Source organism: Amycolatopsis sp. NPDC104863, assembly GCF_055582965.1.
The window spans coordinates 593,973-608,662 of the sequence record NZ_JBVJOW010000002.1 but is presented as its reverse complement, the minus strand read 5'-3'; the positions used below and the strand labels follow the sequence as shown (position 1 = coordinate 608,662).

Here is a 14,690-nt window from a genome sequence, read left to right as displayed (position 1 = left end):
TACGCGGGGAACGTAGTACAGGACAGGAAAAGAAATGCCACCCAAGAAGAAGAAGCTTGCGGCGATCATCAAGCTGCAGATCAAGGCGGGCGCGGCCAACCCCGCTCCGCCGGTCGGCCCGGCCCTGGGTCAGCACGGCGTCAACATCATGGAGTTCTGCAAGGCCTACAACGCCGCGACCGAGTCGCAGCGCGGGGACGTCGTCCCGGTCGAGATCTCCGTGTACGAAGACCGGTCGTTCGACTTCAAGCTGAAGACGCCGCCGGCCGCCAAGCTGCTCCTCAAGGCCGCGGGCGTCGAGAAGGGCTCCGGCGAGCCGCACAAGACCAAGGTCGCCAAGGTCACCTGGGACCAGGTCCGCGAGATCGCCAAGACCAAGGAGACCGACCTCAACGCGCACGACATCGACCAGGCGGCGAAGATCATCGCCGGCACTGCTCGTTCGATGGGCATCACGGTCGTCGACGCCTGATCCACCGCAGTACGTGGGAGAGCCGGGTGCGGCTCGTCACCACACTGATCCGTTTTTGAGAAGTTAAGGACAGAAGCATGACCAAGCACAGCAAGGCATACCGCCAGGCTGCGGAGCTCATCGACAAGGCGCGGCTGTACGCGCCCCTCGATGCCGCGAAGCTGGCGAAGGAGACCTCCAAGACCAAGATGGACGCGACCGTCGAGGTCGCGATGCGTCTCGGTGTGGACCCGCGCAAGGCCGACCAGATGGTCCGCGGCACCGTGAACCTGCCGCACGGCACCGGTAAGACCGCCCGCGTCATCGTCTTCGCCGTCGGCGACAAGGCCGCCGAGGCCGAGGCCGCCGGCGCGGACGCGGTCGGCACCGACGAGCTGATCGAGCGCATCCAGGGTGGCTGGCTCGACTTCGACGCCGCGATCGCGACGCCGGACCAGATGGCCAAGGTGGGCCGCATCGCCCGCATCCTCGGCCCGCGTGGCCTGATGCCGAACCCGAAGACCGGCACGGTGACCCCCGCGGTCGAGAAGGCCGTGAAGGACATCAAGGGCGGTAAGATCAACTTCCGCGTCGACAAGCAGGCCAACCTGCACCTGGTGATCGGCAAGGCTTCCTTCGACACGGAGAAGCTGGTCGAGAACTACGCGGCCGCGCTGGACGAGATCCTCCGCGCCAAGCCGTCGTCGGCGAAGGGCCGGTACCTGAAGAAGGTCACCTTCACCACGACGATGGGCCCGGGCATCCCGGTCGACCCGCTGCGGACCCGCAACCTCCTTTCCGAGGACGCGAACGTCTGAGTCGGACATCACCGGAAAGGGCGCCCCCGCTTGCTGCGGGGGCGCCCTTTTTTCGTGTCTGATGGACGGCATGCCGACTTTCGCGTCGTTCGACGGCCTCCGGTTGAACTACACCGTGTGGGAGGGCGACGGCGCCCACCGCCCGGTGCTGCTGCAACACGGCTTCGCGGCCGACACGAACGCGAACTGGATCTCGACGGGCGTCGTGGCGGCCCTCCGTGCAGCGGGCCTGACGGTGATCTCCCTGGACGCGCGCGGCCACGGCCGTTCGGAGAAGCCCCACGACGAGTCCCGCTACACCGAAGACAGCATGGCCCGCGACATCTCGGCCCTGCTGGACGAGCTGGCCCTGGACGAGGTCTCCCTGGTCGGCTACTCGATGGGAGCGATCATCGCCCTGGCCGCAACGGCGGCGGACAAGCGCATCCGCTGCCTGGCAACGGGAGGAGTGGGCTCGGGCATCGTCGACTTCGGCGGCGTGGACCTGAGGGTCGTGAAGCCGGCGGACATCGCTTCGGCGCTGCTGGCCGAGGACCCGTCGACGGTCCCACCGTCGGGTGTTCCGTTCCGCCTGCTGGCGGACGCCACCGGCGGCGATCGTCAGGCGCTGGCGGCGGTGGCGTTGGCTTCGCGGGAGGGGCACCTGGATCTGTCGTCGATCGGAGTTCCGACGCTGGTGTTGGCGGGAGATCAGGACTTGCTGGCCGCCGAACCGGAGAGACTGGCGGCGGCGATCGCGGGAGCCAGGCTGGTGAGAATCCCGGGCGACCACATGACGGCGGTGATGTCGCCGGCGTTCTCGGAGTCACTGGTCGCGTTCCTGTCGGCGCCGCACCCCCGCTGAGCGGTCTGAGGCCGCCCGCTGGTCCGCGACTGGGTCAGCTGGTCGGCGTCGCGGTGGGGATCCCGCTGCACTTCGCCGGGCCGATGGCGTGGCCGGTGATGAGCCATTGGCCCTTCTCGACCTTCGACACCGTGAAGACACCCAGTGCCGGGCCGCCGCTCACGGGGAAGTTGCAGGAATCGATCGTCACCGTGTCACCCGGCAAGGGCTCCGAGACGCTCGACGGCAGGGATTCGGCGTAGTCGTTCTTGTTCGTCACCTGGGTGGCGAGGAACTCGATCGCCTTCTTGCAGTCGGTCTGGGCGGTGTTCTGCCGGAAGGTCTGCGCGATGTCCTGGGCGAACTGGGTCTGGATGTCGCGCTGCCCCTCGTTCAGGAAGCGGCCGCACGCGTCGTCGACCCGGCCTTGGGCGACGTTGTGGTACACGAACCGCACCGCCTCGTACGGGTTCGACGAGAACACGTGGTTCGTGTGGTACTTGCCGCCGCCTTCCTGGGCCAGCTGGGCCGACGTCTTCCCGGCGTCGTTGGGGAAGAAGTGGTTGTACAGCCAGGTTCCCGCCACACCCAGGATGATGATCGCCAACGCCCAGGCGATGACCTTCTTACCCAGCCACTTCACCCACCGAGGCGGCCCGCTGCGACCGCGTCGACCCGCCGGGACCAGCTCGTAACCCGGCGGAATCGCCGGCGGCTGGCCCGCTCCTTGCTGCGGCACGGGGTGCTGGGTCTGGACGAGCCCGGCGTCCGGCGGCGGCGCCGGCTGGTTGCCCTGCTGGGCCTGGGTGAACTTCAGGTAGTCCTGGAACTGCTGGAACTGCCTGAACTGCGCCAGCTCCGCTGGATCCACCGGCGGCGTAGACGCGGGCGTGCCGGAGCCCGCCGGTTCGATGTCCGAGCCCGGCTTTCCGTCATCACGCTGCTCCGCCACGTGACCATGATGCCCGCCGTCGCGCGGGAAGGAACCCCCAGCCGCCCTAAACGCAGGTCAGGGCACCCCTGCGGAAGACTCCGCAAACAACCCTTGTATAGTTAAGGACGGTTCTACCGAAGACCGCTGGTTTTCCGAGCGCTCCCCTGAGCACGAGGAACGAAGGTCCCGCATCCGTCGGGCGGCCCGCGCAGGAGGAACGAGGCTCGGCACCGATGTGTGCCGTACTACGCCCCGCGCCTGCTTGCGCGAGGGCGTTTTGTCGTTTCGGGGGGCTCTTCGGGCCAGTGGAAACACTAGCCAAGAGAGGAGGCGACCATGGCGAAGCCCGACAAGGTGGCGGCCGTCGCCGAGATCGCGGAGAGCTTCCGCACCAGCTCGGCCACCGTCGTTACCCAGTACACCGGCCTCTCCGTGTCCCAGCTGTCCCAGCTGCGCCGCGCTCTCGGCACCAGTGCCAAGTACCGGGTCGCGAAGAACACCCTCGTCAAGCGTGCCGCCGAAGACGCGGGCGTCACGGGGCTCGAGGACCTGTTCGTCGGCGCCACCGCCATCGCCTTCGTCGAGGGTGAAGCGGTCGACGCCGCCAAGGCGCTTCGCGACTTCGCGAAGGACAACAACGCGCTTGTGATCAAGGGCGGCTACATGGACGGCAAGACGCTGTCCGTGGACGAGATCAACAAGATCGCCGATCTCGACAGCCGTGAGGTCCTGCTCGCCAAGGCGGCGGGCGCGTTCAAGGCGAAGCTGTCCCAGGCCGCCGCGCTGTTCCAGGCGCCGGCGTCCCAGGTCGCCCGCCTGGCTGCCGCGCTGGAGGAGAAGCAGCGCAACGCCACCGGTACCGAAGCAGCCGAAGCACCCGCCGAGAGCTGAACCACCCCACCCCGAACGTCTAGTTCGTATTTCTGAGAGGAAGCCATCATGGCGAAGCTGAGCACCGCCGAGCTGATCGACGCCTTCAAGGAGCTCACCCTCCTCGAGCTGTCCGAGTTCGTGAAGGAGTTCGAGGACACCTTCGACGTCACCGCCGCCGCCCCGGCCGCCGTCGTGGCCGCCGCCCCGGGTGCCGCTGCCCCGGCCGCCGCCGAGGAGCAGGACGAGTTCGACGTCGTCCTCGAGGGCGCCGGCGACAAGAAGATCCAGGTCATCAAGGTCGTCCGCGAGGTCGTCTCGGGCCTGGGCCTGAAGGAGGCCAAGGAGCTGGTCGAGGCCGCTCCCAAGGCCCTCCTGGAGAAGGTCGACAAGGAGGCCGCCGAGGCCGCCAAGGAGAAGCTCGAGGCTGCGGGCGCCAAGGTCACCATCAAGTGATCCCGGGCGCGCAAGCGCCTACGCACCACCTCGCGAAGGGGCGGGCATCCACTCGGATGCCCGCCCCTTCCGTGTTGCGCGGAAGCTCCCCGGAGCGACTTGACGACCATGACCGACCCCGAGCACCTCGACCTCCTCGCGCAGCAGCTGTCCGCGCGCCAGCCCCTCCTCACGCTCTCCGCGGCCGCCGTCCTCGCACCCGTGGTGTTCTTGCTGGTCTTCGCGGCCTTCGCGGTGATCCCCTAGGAGCGGTGTCCGAATAGCCCCGGGTCCCTAAATCGTGGGTTCGGGGCTCCGCCGGTCTGCGACGGCGCTTTTCGTGGACTAGGTTGCTGCCAGTTGCCGATCACGGCGGGGTGACGATGGGCGCGAGGCTGGCCAGAAAAGAAAACTGGTGAGTAACCTGTTCGCACTCAGCTCGTTGCACCTGGTTGACGCGGGTTCACGGGGCCCGGCGGCCCACACCCGTCATCGACGTGGGTGGCGTGGGTGTGGCAGCGGGCGCAATGACGCGGAACAGCTCCTGGAGGTGCGATGGGTGCCGAGGTGGTCATCGAAGGCCTGACCAAGTCCTTCGGTAAGCAGGCCATCTGGCGGGACGTCACGTTGACGCTGCCCCCGGGCGAGGTGTCAGCGATGCTCGGTCCGTCCGGAACCGGCAAGTCGGTCTTCCTCAAGTCGATGATCGGGCTGCTCAAGCCCGACCGCGGCCGCTGCGTGATCAACGGTGTCGACATCGTCACCTGCTCCGAGCACAAGCTCTACGAGATCCGGAAGCTCTTCGGCGTCCTCTTCCAGGACGGCGCGCTGTTCGGCTCGATGAACCTCTACGACAACGTCGCGTTCCCGCTGCGGGAGCACACGAAGAAGTCCGAGACGGAGATCCGCCGGATCGTCCAGGAGAAGCTCGAGATGACCGGCCTCGCCGGCGCCGACAAGAAGCTTCCGGGCGAGATCTCCGGCGGTATGCGCAAGCGCGCCGGCCTCGCCCGCGCCCTGGTGCTGGACCCCGAGATCATCCTCGTCGACGAGCCGGACTCCGGCCTCGACCCGGTCCGCACCACCTACATCTCGCAGCTGTTCCTGGACGTCAACGCGCAGATCGACGCGACGTTCCTGATCGTCACGCACAACATCAACCTGGCCCGGACCGTGCCGGACAACCTGGGCATGCTCTTCCGCAAGGAACTGGTCATGTTCGGCCCGCGCGAGGTGCTGCTGACCAGCGAGGAGCCGGTCGTCAAGCAGTTCCTCAACGGCAAGATGCAGGGCCCGATCGGCATGTCCGAGGAGAAGGACAGCGCCCAGATGGCCGCCGAGCAGGCGATGTTCGACGCCGGGCACCACGCCGGTGGCGTCGAGGACGTCTCCGGTGTGCCGCCGCAGATGCAGACGACGCCGGGGGTGCCGCAGCGGATGGGCGCCGTGCGCCGCAAGGACCGCGTCATGGAGATCATGCACCGGCTGCCGGACGCCGCCCAGCAGGGCATCATCGCTTCGCTGAGCCCCGAGGAGCAGCGTCACTACGGCGTCAGCCCGCGGCAGGTCGCCCAGGCCCAGCAGCAGCTGCAGCAACAGCAGCAGGTCCCGGCCGGCGCCCGGCCCGGTGACGGCGTCCCGAACCAGCACCACGGTCAGCTGCCCGCCGACCAGGTGGCCCGCATCCCGGGCGGCGGCCAGCCGCCGAGACCCGGTGGCTCGCACCGGATGCCACCGCCGCCGAACAACGGGCCAGGTGGCAGGTGAGTTCTCCCGCTTCACAGGCGAAGATCCCCGGAATCGGCATGCTGCGCGAAACCGGGAACCTGTTCGCCCTCGGCCTCGACATCGTTCGTGGCATCTTCCAGCGCCCGTTCCAGCTGCGGGAGTTCATCCAGCAGGCCTGGTTCATCGCGAGCGTGACGATCCTGCCGACGGCACTGGTGGCCATCCCCTTCGGCGCGGTCATCTCCCTGCAGTTCGGGTCGCTCGCCCGCCAGCTGGGCGCGCAGTCCTACACCGGCGCGGGCTCCGTGCTCGCCACCGTGCAGCAGGCCAGCCCGCTGGTCACCGCGCTGCTGGTGGCGGGCGCGGGCGGCTCTGCCGTCTGCGCCGATATCGGCGCCCGGACCATCCGCGAAGAGATCGCCGCGATGGAGGTGCTCGGCGTCTCCGCGGTGCAGCGGCTGATCGTGCCGCGCACGCTCGCGATGATGCTGGTCGCGCTGCTGCTCAACGGCATGGTCAGCGTCATCGGCGTGCTGGGCGGCTACTTCTTCAACGTCGTGCTGCAGGGCGGGACGCCGGGCGCGTACCTGGCGAGCTTCTCCGCCCTCGCGCAGCTGCCCGACCTCTGGGTCGGCGAGCTCAAGGCGCTGATCTTCGGGTTCATCGCCGCCGTCGTCGCGTCCTACCGGGGGCTCAACCCCTCCGGCGGCCCGAAGGGTGTCGGGGACGCGGTGAACCAGTCGGTGGTCATCACGTTCCTCATGCTCTTCGTGGTGAACTTCGTGATCACCCTGATCTACCTGCAGATCGTGCCCGGAAAGCTGGACTAGCGCCATGACGTTCCTCCAGGGCGCGAAACGCGTCGCCAACCGACCGCTCCAGACGCTGGACACGCTCGGCGACCAGATGTCGTTCTACGGCCGGGCGTTGCTGTGGACACCGCGGACGCTGCGCCGCTACACGAAGGAAGTCCTCCGGCTGCTGGCCGAGGTGAGCTTCGGGTCCGGTTCGCTCGCGGTCATCGGCGGCACGGTCGGCGTGATGGTCGGCCTGACGCTGTTCACCGGTGTCCTCGTCGGCCTCCAGGGCTACTCCGCGCTGAACTCGATCGGGACGTCGGCCTTCACCGGCTTCCTGACGGCGTTCTTCAACACGCGTGAGATCGCGCCGCTGGTCGCCGGCCTCGCCCTGAGCGCCACGGTCGGCGCCGGGTTCACCGCGCAGCTCGGCGCGATGCGGATCTCCGAGGAGATCGACGCGCTGGAAGTCATGGGCGTACCGAGCCTGCCGTACCTGGTGACGACCCGGATCATCGCCGGGTTCGTCGCGGTCATCCCGCTCTACATCATCGGCCTGCTGAGCTCGTACCTCGCGTCACGACTGGTCGTCATCTACATCTACAACCAGTCGGCCGGTACCTACGACCACTACTTCGACCTGTTCTTACCACCGCAGGACGTGCTGTATTCGTTCATCAAGGTGCTGCTCTTCAGCGTCTTGATCATCCTGTCGCACTGCTACTTCGGGTACCGGGCGACCGGCGGCCCGGCCGGCGTCGGCGTCGCCGTCGGCAAGGCCGTGCGCCTGTCCATCGTCACGGTGTCGATCATGAACTTCTTCATCGGCTTCGCCATCTGGGGAACCGACGTCACGGTAAGGATCGCGGGATGAGGACGCTCCGACGCAGGCTGCTGGGCCTGGCGCTCGTCGCCGTGATGGTCGGCGGGGTGGCGCTGTCCATCGCCATGTACGACAAGGCGTTCACCTCCGTCGTCACGGTCAAGCTACAGGCCGACAAGATCGGCAACCAGCTGATCAAGCAGTCCGACGTCAAGGTGCGCGGGCTGATCGTCGGGTCGGTGCAGGACATCGTCGCCACCGACCACGGCGCGGAGCTGACCCTCGCGCTCAAGCCGGAGTCGGCGAAGCTGATCCCGGAGAACGTCTCGGCGCGGTTCCTGCCGAAGACCCTCTTCGGCGAGCGGTTCGTCTCGCTGGAGATCCCGAAGGACCCGTCGGCCAGGACGATCGCCAGCGGCGACGTCATCCCGCAGGACCGCACGTCGAGCGCCGTCGAGCTGGACCAGGCGTTCGAGCACCTCATGCCGGTGCTGCAGGCGGTGCAGCCGCAGAAGCTGTCGGCGACCCTCACCGCGATCTCGACCGCGCTGCAGGGCCGCGGTGACCAGCTCGGCGACACGCTGACGCAGCTGGGCACCTACATCGGCGAGCTGAACCCGCACGAGCCGGAGCTGCAGCACAACCTCAAGGCGCTCGCGGAGTTCTCCGACCACCTCAAGGACTCGGCGCCGGACCTGGTGCAGAGCCTGGACAACCTGAGCACGACGACCCGCACGGTCGTCGACCAGCAGCAGAACCTCTCCAGCCTCTACGGCAGCCTGACCCAGGCCTCGGTGGACCTGCAGACGTTCCTGCAGAACAACAAGGACAACATCATCTCCCTCGTCGACACCGCCCGGCCGACGGCCGAGCTGCTGGCGAAGTACGCGCCGGAGTACCCCTGCGTGATCTCCCAGATGGCCAAGAACGTGCCGCTGATCGACCAGGCGCTGGGCAAGGGCACCGACAAGCCCGGCCTGCACGCGACGATCGAGATCATCGTGCCGCGCGCCCCCTACGAGGCGGGCAAGGAAGAGCCGCGGTTCGACGACAAGCGCGGCCCGCGCTGCTACGACATCAAGGACATCCCGAAGCCGTTCCCGTCGGAGCCGCCGGACGGCGCGTTCAAGGACGGCACGCTGCACCAGGCCGCGCCGAAGAGCGTCGGCGAGGGCCTCAACCCCGCCAAGTTCAAGGCGGACGCGGCCGGTGGAGGCGCCGCCGGCGGTGATCTGGCCTATTCGACGGCGGAGCAGAGCTTCCTGGCCGACCTGCTGGGCCCGCAGCTGGGCATGAACGCCGCGGACGTGCCGGACTGGAGCTCGCTGCTCGTCGGTCCGCTCTACCGCGGGGCGGAGGTGACGGTGAAGTGAGGGGCCTGCTCGCGCCGCTGATCAAGCTCGGCGTCTTCGTGGTCGTCACGGTGGTGCTCACGACGATCCTCGGGATCAGCATCGCCAACATCAACACCACCAGCACCAACGGCTACAAGGCGCGCTTCACCGACGCGACGCTCCTGCTGCCCAACGACGACGTCCGCATCGCCGGCGTCCGGGTCGGGCAGGTCAAGGACGTCAAGATCGTCGACAAGCGCCAGGCCGAGGTCGAGTTCGAGGTCGACTCGGGCCGGCAGCTGCCGGCCGGGGTGACCGCGCAGATCAAGTTCCGCAACCTGGTCGGCCAGCGGTACGTCTCGCTCGGCGAGGGCGAGAACTCCGGTGGCAAGACGCTGCAGCCCGGCGGCACCATCCCGCTGGACCGGACGACCCCGGCGCTGGACCTGACCGAGCTGTTCAACGGCTTCAAGCCGCTGTTCACCGCGCTCAACCCGGACGACGTCAACAAGCTGTCCTACGAGGTCATCCAGGTCCTGCAGGGTGAGGGCGGCACCGTCGAGAGCCTGCTGTCGCACACGGCGTCGCTGGCCACCACGATCGCCGACAAGGACCAGGTGATCGGCCAGGTCATCGACAACCTCAACTCGGTGCTCGACACGGTCAACGCGCACACCCCGCAGCTCAACGACCTGATCGTGAAGCTGCAGCAGCTGGTGTCCGGGCTGGCCGCGGACCGCAAGCCGATCGGCGACGCGATCGAGAGCCTCGGCAACCTGGCCCAGACGACGTCCGGCCTGCTGGGCGAGGTCCGCGAGCCCCTGAAGAACGACATCAGCGCCCTCGGGAACCTCACCGACCAGCTGAACAAGAACGAGCCGGAGCTGGAGCACTTCATCCAGTTCCTGCCGACCAAGGTGAGCACGCTGACCCGCACCGCGGACTACGGCTCCTGGTTCAACTTCTACGCCTGCGAGTTCTCCGGGAGCGTCAGCTTGCCCCCCTTGATCCCCGAAGTGTCGCTCCCGCTGGTGCCTCTCAACCGGGAGAGGTGCAAGGGATGAAGTCCTTCCAGAAGCGCAACCCCGTCCCGATCGCGCTGGTCGGCATCGCCGTCCTGGCGCTCGGGTTCATCGCCGCGCTGAACTCCGACGACCTGCCGGTGATCGGCGGCGGCACGACCTACACCGCCGAGTTCAGCGAGGCCTCCGGGCTGCAGAAGGACAACGACGTCCGGGTCGCCGGGGTCAAGGTCGGCAAGGTCAGCGACATCGAGCTCGACGGCGCGTCGGTGAAGGTGTCGTTCAAGGTCAAGGACGCCTGGCTGGGCGACCGGACGAGTGCCGCGATCAAGATCAAGACGCTGCTGGGCCAGAAGTACCTGTCGCTCGACCCGCAGGGGGAGGGCTCCCTCAACCCGGGCGCCCCGATCCCGCGGGACCGCACGATGGCCCCCTACGACGTGCTCGACGCCTTCCGCGGGCTCTCGCAGACTGTCGACAACATCGACACGAAGCAGCTGGCGCAGAGCTTCGACACGATCTCGCAGACCTTCGCCAACACGCCGGAAGACGTGAAGGGCGCGCTGTCGGGGCTGTCGAAGTTGTCCGACACGATCGCCTCGCGCGACTCGCAGCTGTCGAACCTGCTGGCCAACACCCGCGAGGTGTCGCAGACGCTGGTCGACCGTGACGCCGAGGTCCAGAAGCTGCTCACCGACGGCAACAAGCTGCTCGACGAGCTGTCGAAGCGCGAAGACGCGATCACGTCGCTGCTCAACGGCTCCCGCGAGCTGGCGACGCAGCTGCAGGGCCTGATCGACGACAACGGCAAGCAGCTCGACCCGGTGCTCACCTCGCTGGACCAGCTGACCTCGATGCTGCAGCGCAACCAGGACTCCCTGGCCGAGGGCATCAAGAAGTTCGCGCCGTTCATCCGCGTCTTCACCAACACCATCGGCAACGGCCGCTGGTTCGACAACTACATCTGCGGCCTGGTCCTGCCGTCGTTCGGCCCGATCAACGAAGAGGGGTGCTACACGAAATGAGTGACACCCGCTTCGGAATGGCCCTGACCCGGGGCTTCACCATCGCGATCGTCCTCGCGCTGGTCGTCGCCGGCGGGATCTGGTGGACCCTCAAGGACGCCGGCCGCAACCACCTGACCGCGTACTTCGCCGGCGCCGTCGGCCTGTACGAGGGCAACAGCGTCCGGATGCTCGGCGTCGACATGGGCACGGTCACCAAGATCCAGCCCATGGGCAACCAGGTGAAGGTCGAGTTCGAGTACGACCGCTCGGTCGCCGTCCCGGCCGACGCCAAGGCGCTCATCGTGGCGCCGTCGCTGGTGTCCGACCGCTACGTCCAGCTCGCGCCCGCCTACACCGGCGGCCCGCGGATCTCCGACGGCGCGGTCATCGGCCTCGACCGCACCGAGGTGCCCCTCGAGGTCGACCAGCTGGCCTCCAGCCTGGCCCGGGTCAGCGAGACCCTCGGCCCGAACGGCGCCAACAAGAACGGCTCGCTGTCGAACCTGCTGAACACCGCGGCGGCCAACGTCGACGGCAACGGCCAGGCCCTGCACGACACGATCACCAAGCTCGGCCAGGCGGCCGGCACGCTGTCGGGCAACAAGGACGACCTGTTCTCCACGGTCGAGAACCTCGGCAAGTTCTCCCAGACGCTGGCCGACTCCGACAAGCAGGTCCGCACCTTCGAGGGCCAGCTCGCCGACGTCAGCGGCTTCCTGGCGTCCGAAAAGGACAACCTCGCCGCGACCGTGCAGCAGCTCGGCACCACGCTCACCGCGGTGCAGGCGTTCATCGACCAGAACCACGACCGGCTCAAGTCCAACGTGGACAAGCTGGCCGGGGTCACCAAGGTGCTCGTCGACCAGCGCAGCTCGCTCGCCGAGATCCTCGACGTCGCGCCGGTCGGCCTGAGCAACCTGGTCAACACCTACAACGGCTCGGCGGGCACGCTCGACGCCCGGCCGAACCTCAACGAGCTCACCCAGCCGCCGCTGGTGATGATCTGCCGGCTGCTCAAGCAGGTCGGCACCAACAACATCCCCGACGTGCTCGGCAACGCCTGCGAGAGCATCGCGGGCGTGGTCGACAAGGTGATCCCGCTGCCGTCCGTGGCGCAGACCGTGCAGGCCCTGCAGTCCGGTCAGCTGCCGCCGCTCCCGCTGCCCATCGCCGGGCAGCTCTACGGAGGTGGCCAGTGAAGAAGCTCCTGACCGTCGGTGCGCTGGCCACCGTGTCGGCGCTGACGCTGTCCGGGTGCGCGTTCAACGGCATCTACGACCTGCCGCTGCCCGGCGGCGCCGACCTCGGCGACCACCCGTACACGGTGAACGTCGAGTTCCGGGACGTCCTCGACCTCACCCCGCAGGCCGGGGTGAAGGTCAACGAGGTGCCGATCGGGCGGGTCGAGAACGTCGGGCTCACCAAGGACGGCTGGCACGCGCTGGTGACGCTGAAGGTCAACGGCGACGTCAAGCTGCCGGCCAACGCGCTGGCCAACGTGAAGCAGTCCAGCCTGCTCGGCGAGAAGTACGTCGAGCTGGCTTCGCCCGGCGACGACCAGGCCCAGGGCAAGCTCGCCGACAACGCGACGATCCCGCTGGCCCGCACGAACCGCAGCGTCGAGGTCGAAGAGCTGCTCGGCGCGCTGTCGCTGCTGCTCAACGGCGGTGGGGTCGACCAGCTCAACACCATCACCAAGGAGCTCAACAACGCCACGTCCGGGCGCGAGCCGGACATCAAGGCGCTGCTGGACAACGCGAACCAGCTGGTCACCAACCTGGACAACCAGTCGCGCAACATCACCCGGGCGCTCGACGGGCTGAACCGGCTGTCCTCGACGCTGAACGACCAGAAGGACAAGCTGGTCGGCGCGGTCGACAACCTCGGGCCGGGGCTCGGGGTGCTGGAGTCGCAGCGCGGCCAGCTCGTCACCATGCTCAACGCGTTGAACAACCTCTCCGGCGTCGCCACCGAAACGGTGAACGCGTCGCAGAAGGACCTCGTGGCCGACCTGAAGGCGCTGACGCCGACGCTGCAGAAGCTCGGCGAGGCGGGCAACGACCTGCCGAAGGCGCTGGAGATCCTGCTGACGTTCCCGTTCAGCGACCAGGCCGTCAACGACGTCAAGGGCGACTACTTCAACCTGTTCGCGAAGGTCGACCTGAACCTGAAGACCGTCGTCGAGAACCTCGGCAACAGCCGGCAGAACGTCCTGGCCGGCCAGCTGCCGCTGGACGGCCTGACCGGCGGGGTCTCGGGCACGCCGGCCAACCAGCCGCCGCCGCTCCCGATCCCCGGGGAGAACGGGCAGTCCGGCCAGACCAAGCCCGGGCTCGGCAACCTCTTCGGGCTGCTTTCGGGAGGTAACGGCTGATGCTGGTACGCAGGACGAGGATCCAGCTGGTCGCGTTCGCGGTCATTTCGGTCGTGGCGATCGTGTACGCGCTGATCCGGTTCGCCGGGCTCGGCAGCGTGTTCGGCAGCAGCGGCTACACGGTGAAGCTCGAGCTCAACGAGTCGGGCGGCATCTTCACCAACGCCGAGGTCACCTACCGCGGTTACAACGTCGGCCGGGTGGGGGAGCTGCGGCTCACCCAGACCGGGCTGGAGGCGGACCTCAACATCGACCCGTCGGCGCCCCAGGTGCCCGTGGACCTCGACGCCGTCGTCGCCAACCGCTCGGCGGTCGGCGAGCAGTACGTCGACCTGCGGCCCAAGGCCGACAAGGGCCCGTACCTCGCGGCGGGTTCGGTCATCCCGGCGTCGAAGACGACCACCCCGGTCAGCACCGAGCGGCTGGTCGGCGACCTCGACACACTCGCGGCGTCGGTCCCGGTCGACTCGCTGCGCACGGTCGTCGACGAGTCCTACGACGCCTTCCGCGGCACCGGCGGCGACCTGCAGAAGCTGCTCGACACCGCGCGCAGCTTCACCACGACCGCGCAGGAGTACCTGCCGCAGACCATCCAGCTGCTCGACGCCGGCGGCCAGGTGCTCGACACGCAGAACGACCAGGCGCAGAACTTCGCGTCGTTCAGCAAGAGCCTCAACGAGCTCACCGGCACCCTGAAGAACTCCGACGGCGACCTGCGCAAGCTCATCGGCATCACGCCGCAGGTGGCGTCGCAGATCAGCCAGGTGCTGCAGGAGTCCGGCCCGGGCCTCGGCGCGTTGACGGCGAACCTGCTCACCACGGCGAACCTGACCGTGACCCGTCTCGACGGGATCGAGCAGGGGCTCGTGACGTACCCGGCGCTGGCCGGCGCGGCGAGCAGCGTCGCGCCCGGCGACGGCACCGCGCACCTCGGGCTGGTGCTCAACCTCTTCAACCCGCCGGCCTGCACCAAGGGCTACCTCCCGTACTCGCAGTACCGCACGGGCGCGGACACGTCGGCGAAGCCGGCGAAGGAGGACGCGTACTGTGCCGAACCGAAGGGCAGCCCCATCAACGTGCGCGGGGCGCAGAACGCGCCGTACGGCGGGGTGCCGGTCGCGCCGAGCGACGCCGACGTGTCGGCCAACGCGAACCGGCCGGCGGAGGAGCTCGCCGACGAGCGCAACACCCGGGGTGTGCCGGGCATCGTCGGCAGTCCCGGCGTGAGCCTGAACAGCCTGGGCTCGCTGCTGGGCCTCGCCTGACGTGGATTT

Annotated in this window: 16 protein-coding genes; 15 read left to right on the top strand and 1 reads right to left on the bottom strand. The window is 68.2% G+C overall.

Annotated elements, in window-relative coordinates:
- Window positions 1-34 precede the first annotated feature (34 nt).
- From rplK to ACZ63J_RS12330, 3 genes are all read left to right on the top strand, one after another.
- Window positions 35-472 (top strand): 50S ribosomal protein L11, encoded by a 438-nt coding sequence (gene rplK, locus ACZ63J_RS12340; RefSeq protein ID WP_043781763.1) that lies wholly within the window; start codon window positions 35-37, stop codon window positions 470-472.
- A gap of 77 nt (window positions 473-549) precedes the next feature.
- A complete protein-coding gene (rplA, locus tag ACZ63J_RS12335; protein WP_284747830.1) occupies window positions 550-1,269 on the top strand; it encodes a 50S ribosomal protein L1 in 720 nt (239 codons plus the stop codon).
- A 70-nt stretch (window positions 1,270-1,339) separates the two neighbouring features.
- The gene (locus tag ACZ63J_RS12330; protein ID WP_465335983.1) at window positions 1,340-2,113 is read left to right on the top strand and encodes an alpha/beta fold hydrolase; all 774 of its coding nucleotides are present in this window, start codon (window positions 1,340-1,342) and stop codon (window positions 2,111-2,113) included.
- A gap of 34 nt (window positions 2,114-2,147) precedes the next feature.
- Here the strand turns inward: ACZ63J_RS12330 and ACZ63J_RS12325 are convergent, their stop codons facing one another.
- Window positions 2,148-3,044: a hypothetical protein gene (locus ACZ63J_RS12325; protein WP_465403631.1), complete on the bottom strand. Its 897-nt coding sequence runs from the start codon at window positions 3,042-3,044 to the stop codon at window positions 2,148-2,150.
- 318 nt (window positions 3,045-3,362) lie between these two features.
- On the opposite strand from ACZ63J_RS12325, the gene rplJ reads away from it, so the two are divergent.
- From rplJ to ACZ63J_RS12265, 12 genes are all read left to right on the top strand, one after another.
- On the top strand, window positions 3,363-3,917 hold the full coding sequence (gene rplJ, locus ACZ63J_RS12320) for a 50S ribosomal protein L10 (RefSeq protein WP_465308603.1): 555 nt from the start codon (window positions 3,363-3,365) through the stop codon (window positions 3,915-3,917).
- 48 nt (window positions 3,918-3,965) lie between these two features.
- Window positions 3,966-4,352: a 50S ribosomal protein L7/L12 gene (rplL, locus tag ACZ63J_RS12315; protein ID WP_465308605.1), complete on the top strand. Its 387-nt coding sequence runs from the start codon at window positions 3,966-3,968 to the stop codon at window positions 4,350-4,352.
- Between the two features lie 108 nt (window positions 4,353-4,460).
- A complete protein-coding gene (locus tag ACZ63J_RS12310; RefSeq protein ID WP_465403633.1) occupies window positions 4,461-4,598 on the top strand; it encodes a hypothetical protein in 138 nt (45 codons plus the stop codon).
- A 288-nt stretch (window positions 4,599-4,886) separates the two neighbouring features.
- Window positions 4,887-6,098: an ABC transporter ATP-binding protein gene (locus ACZ63J_RS12305; protein WP_465308609.1), complete on the top strand. Its 1,212-nt coding sequence runs from the start codon at window positions 4,887-4,889 to the stop codon at window positions 6,096-6,098.
- Between the two features lie 38 nt (window positions 6,099-6,136).
- Window positions 6,137-6,889: an MlaE family ABC transporter permease gene (locus ACZ63J_RS12300; RefSeq protein WP_465309407.1), complete on the top strand. Its 753-nt coding sequence runs from the start codon at window positions 6,137-6,139 to the stop codon at window positions 6,887-6,889.
- A 4-nt stretch (window positions 6,890-6,893) separates the two neighbouring features.
- Window positions 6,894-7,730, top strand: a complete 837-nt coding sequence (locus ACZ63J_RS12295; protein ID WP_003060266.1) for an MlaE family ABC transporter permease — start codon at window positions 6,894-6,896, stop codon at window positions 7,728-7,730.
- Window positions 7,727-9,052 (top strand): MCE family protein, encoded by a 1,326-nt coding sequence (locus ACZ63J_RS12290; RefSeq protein ID WP_465403635.1) that lies wholly within the window; start codon window positions 7,727-7,729, stop codon window positions 9,050-9,052. The genes ACZ63J_RS12295 and ACZ63J_RS12290 overlap by 4 nt, the downstream gene beginning before the upstream one ends.
- Entirely contained in the window at window positions 9,049-10,077 is a 1,029-nt protein-coding gene (locus ACZ63J_RS12285; protein ID WP_465403637.1) for an MCE family protein, read from the top strand. The genes ACZ63J_RS12290 and ACZ63J_RS12285 overlap by 4 nt, the downstream gene beginning before the upstream one ends.
- Window positions 10,074-11,060 (top strand): MCE family protein, encoded by a 987-nt coding sequence (locus ACZ63J_RS12280; protein WP_465403639.1) that lies wholly within the window; start codon window positions 10,074-10,076, stop codon window positions 11,058-11,060. Before ACZ63J_RS12285 ends, ACZ63J_RS12280 begins: the two co-directional genes overlap by 4 nt.
- Window positions 11,057-12,241: an MCE family protein gene (locus ACZ63J_RS12275; RefSeq protein WP_465335977.1), complete on the top strand. Its 1,185-nt coding sequence runs from the start codon at window positions 11,057-11,059 to the stop codon at window positions 12,239-12,241. The genes ACZ63J_RS12280 and ACZ63J_RS12275 overlap by 4 nt, the downstream gene beginning before the upstream one ends.
- Window positions 12,238-13,416 (top strand): MCE family protein, encoded by a 1,179-nt coding sequence (locus tag ACZ63J_RS12270; protein WP_465403641.1) that lies wholly within the window; start codon window positions 12,238-12,240, stop codon window positions 13,414-13,416. The genes ACZ63J_RS12275 and ACZ63J_RS12270 overlap by 4 nt, the downstream gene beginning before the upstream one ends.
- Window positions 13,416-14,681, top strand: a complete 1,266-nt coding sequence (locus tag ACZ63J_RS12265) for an MCE family protein (protein ID WP_465403643.1) — start codon at window positions 13,416-13,418, stop codon at window positions 14,679-14,681. Before ACZ63J_RS12270 ends, ACZ63J_RS12265 begins: the two co-directional genes overlap by 1 nt.
- The last annotated feature ends 9 nt before the right edge of the window (window positions 14,682-14,690 follow it).

Excerpts from the sequence above, each read along its gene's own strand:
- rplK (WP_043781763.1), top strand. The coding sequence starts at position 35 with ATGCCACCCAAGAAGAAGAAGCTTGCGGCGATCATCAAGCTGCAGATC.
- rplA (WP_284747830.1), top strand. The coding sequence starts at position 550 with ATGACCAAGCACAGCAAGGCATACCGCCAGGCTGCGGAGCTCATCGAC.
- ACZ63J_RS12330 (WP_465335983.1), top strand. The coding sequence starts at position 1,340 with ATGCCGACTTTCGCGTCGTTCGACGGCCTCCGGTTGAACTACACCGTG.
- rplJ (WP_465308603.1), top strand. The coding sequence starts at position 3,363 with ATGGCGAAGCCCGACAAGGTGGCGGCCGTCGCCGAGATCGCGGAGAGC.
- rplL (WP_465308605.1), top strand. The coding sequence starts at position 3,966 with ATGGCGAAGCTGAGCACCGCCGAGCTGATCGACGCCTTCAAGGAGCTC.
- ACZ63J_RS12310 (WP_465403633.1), top strand. The coding sequence starts at position 4,461 with ATGACCGACCCCGAGCACCTCGACCTCCTCGCGCAGCAGCTGTCCGCG.
- ACZ63J_RS12305 (WP_465308609.1), top strand. The coding sequence starts at position 4,887 with ATGGGTGCCGAGGTGGTCATCGAAGGCCTGACCAAGTCCTTCGGTAAG.
- ACZ63J_RS12300 (WP_465309407.1), top strand. The coding sequence starts at position 6,137 with ATGCTGCGCGAAACCGGGAACCTGTTCGCCCTCGGCCTCGACATCGTT.
- ACZ63J_RS12295 (WP_003060266.1), top strand. The coding sequence starts at position 6,894 with ATGACGTTCCTCCAGGGCGCGAAACGCGTCGCCAACCGACCGCTCCAG.
- ACZ63J_RS12290 (WP_465403635.1), top strand. The coding sequence starts at position 7,727 with ATGAGGACGCTCCGACGCAGGCTGCTGGGCCTGGCGCTCGTCGCCGTG.
- ACZ63J_RS12280 (WP_465403639.1), top strand. The coding sequence starts at position 10,074 with ATGAAGTCCTTCCAGAAGCGCAACCCCGTCCCGATCGCGCTGGTCGGC.
- ACZ63J_RS12275 (WP_465335977.1), top strand. The coding sequence starts at position 11,057 with ATGAGTGACACCCGCTTCGGAATGGCCCTGACCCGGGGCTTCACCATC.
- ACZ63J_RS12265 (WP_465403643.1), top strand. The coding sequence starts at position 13,416 with ATGCTGGTACGCAGGACGAGGATCCAGCTGGTCGCGTTCGCGGTCATT.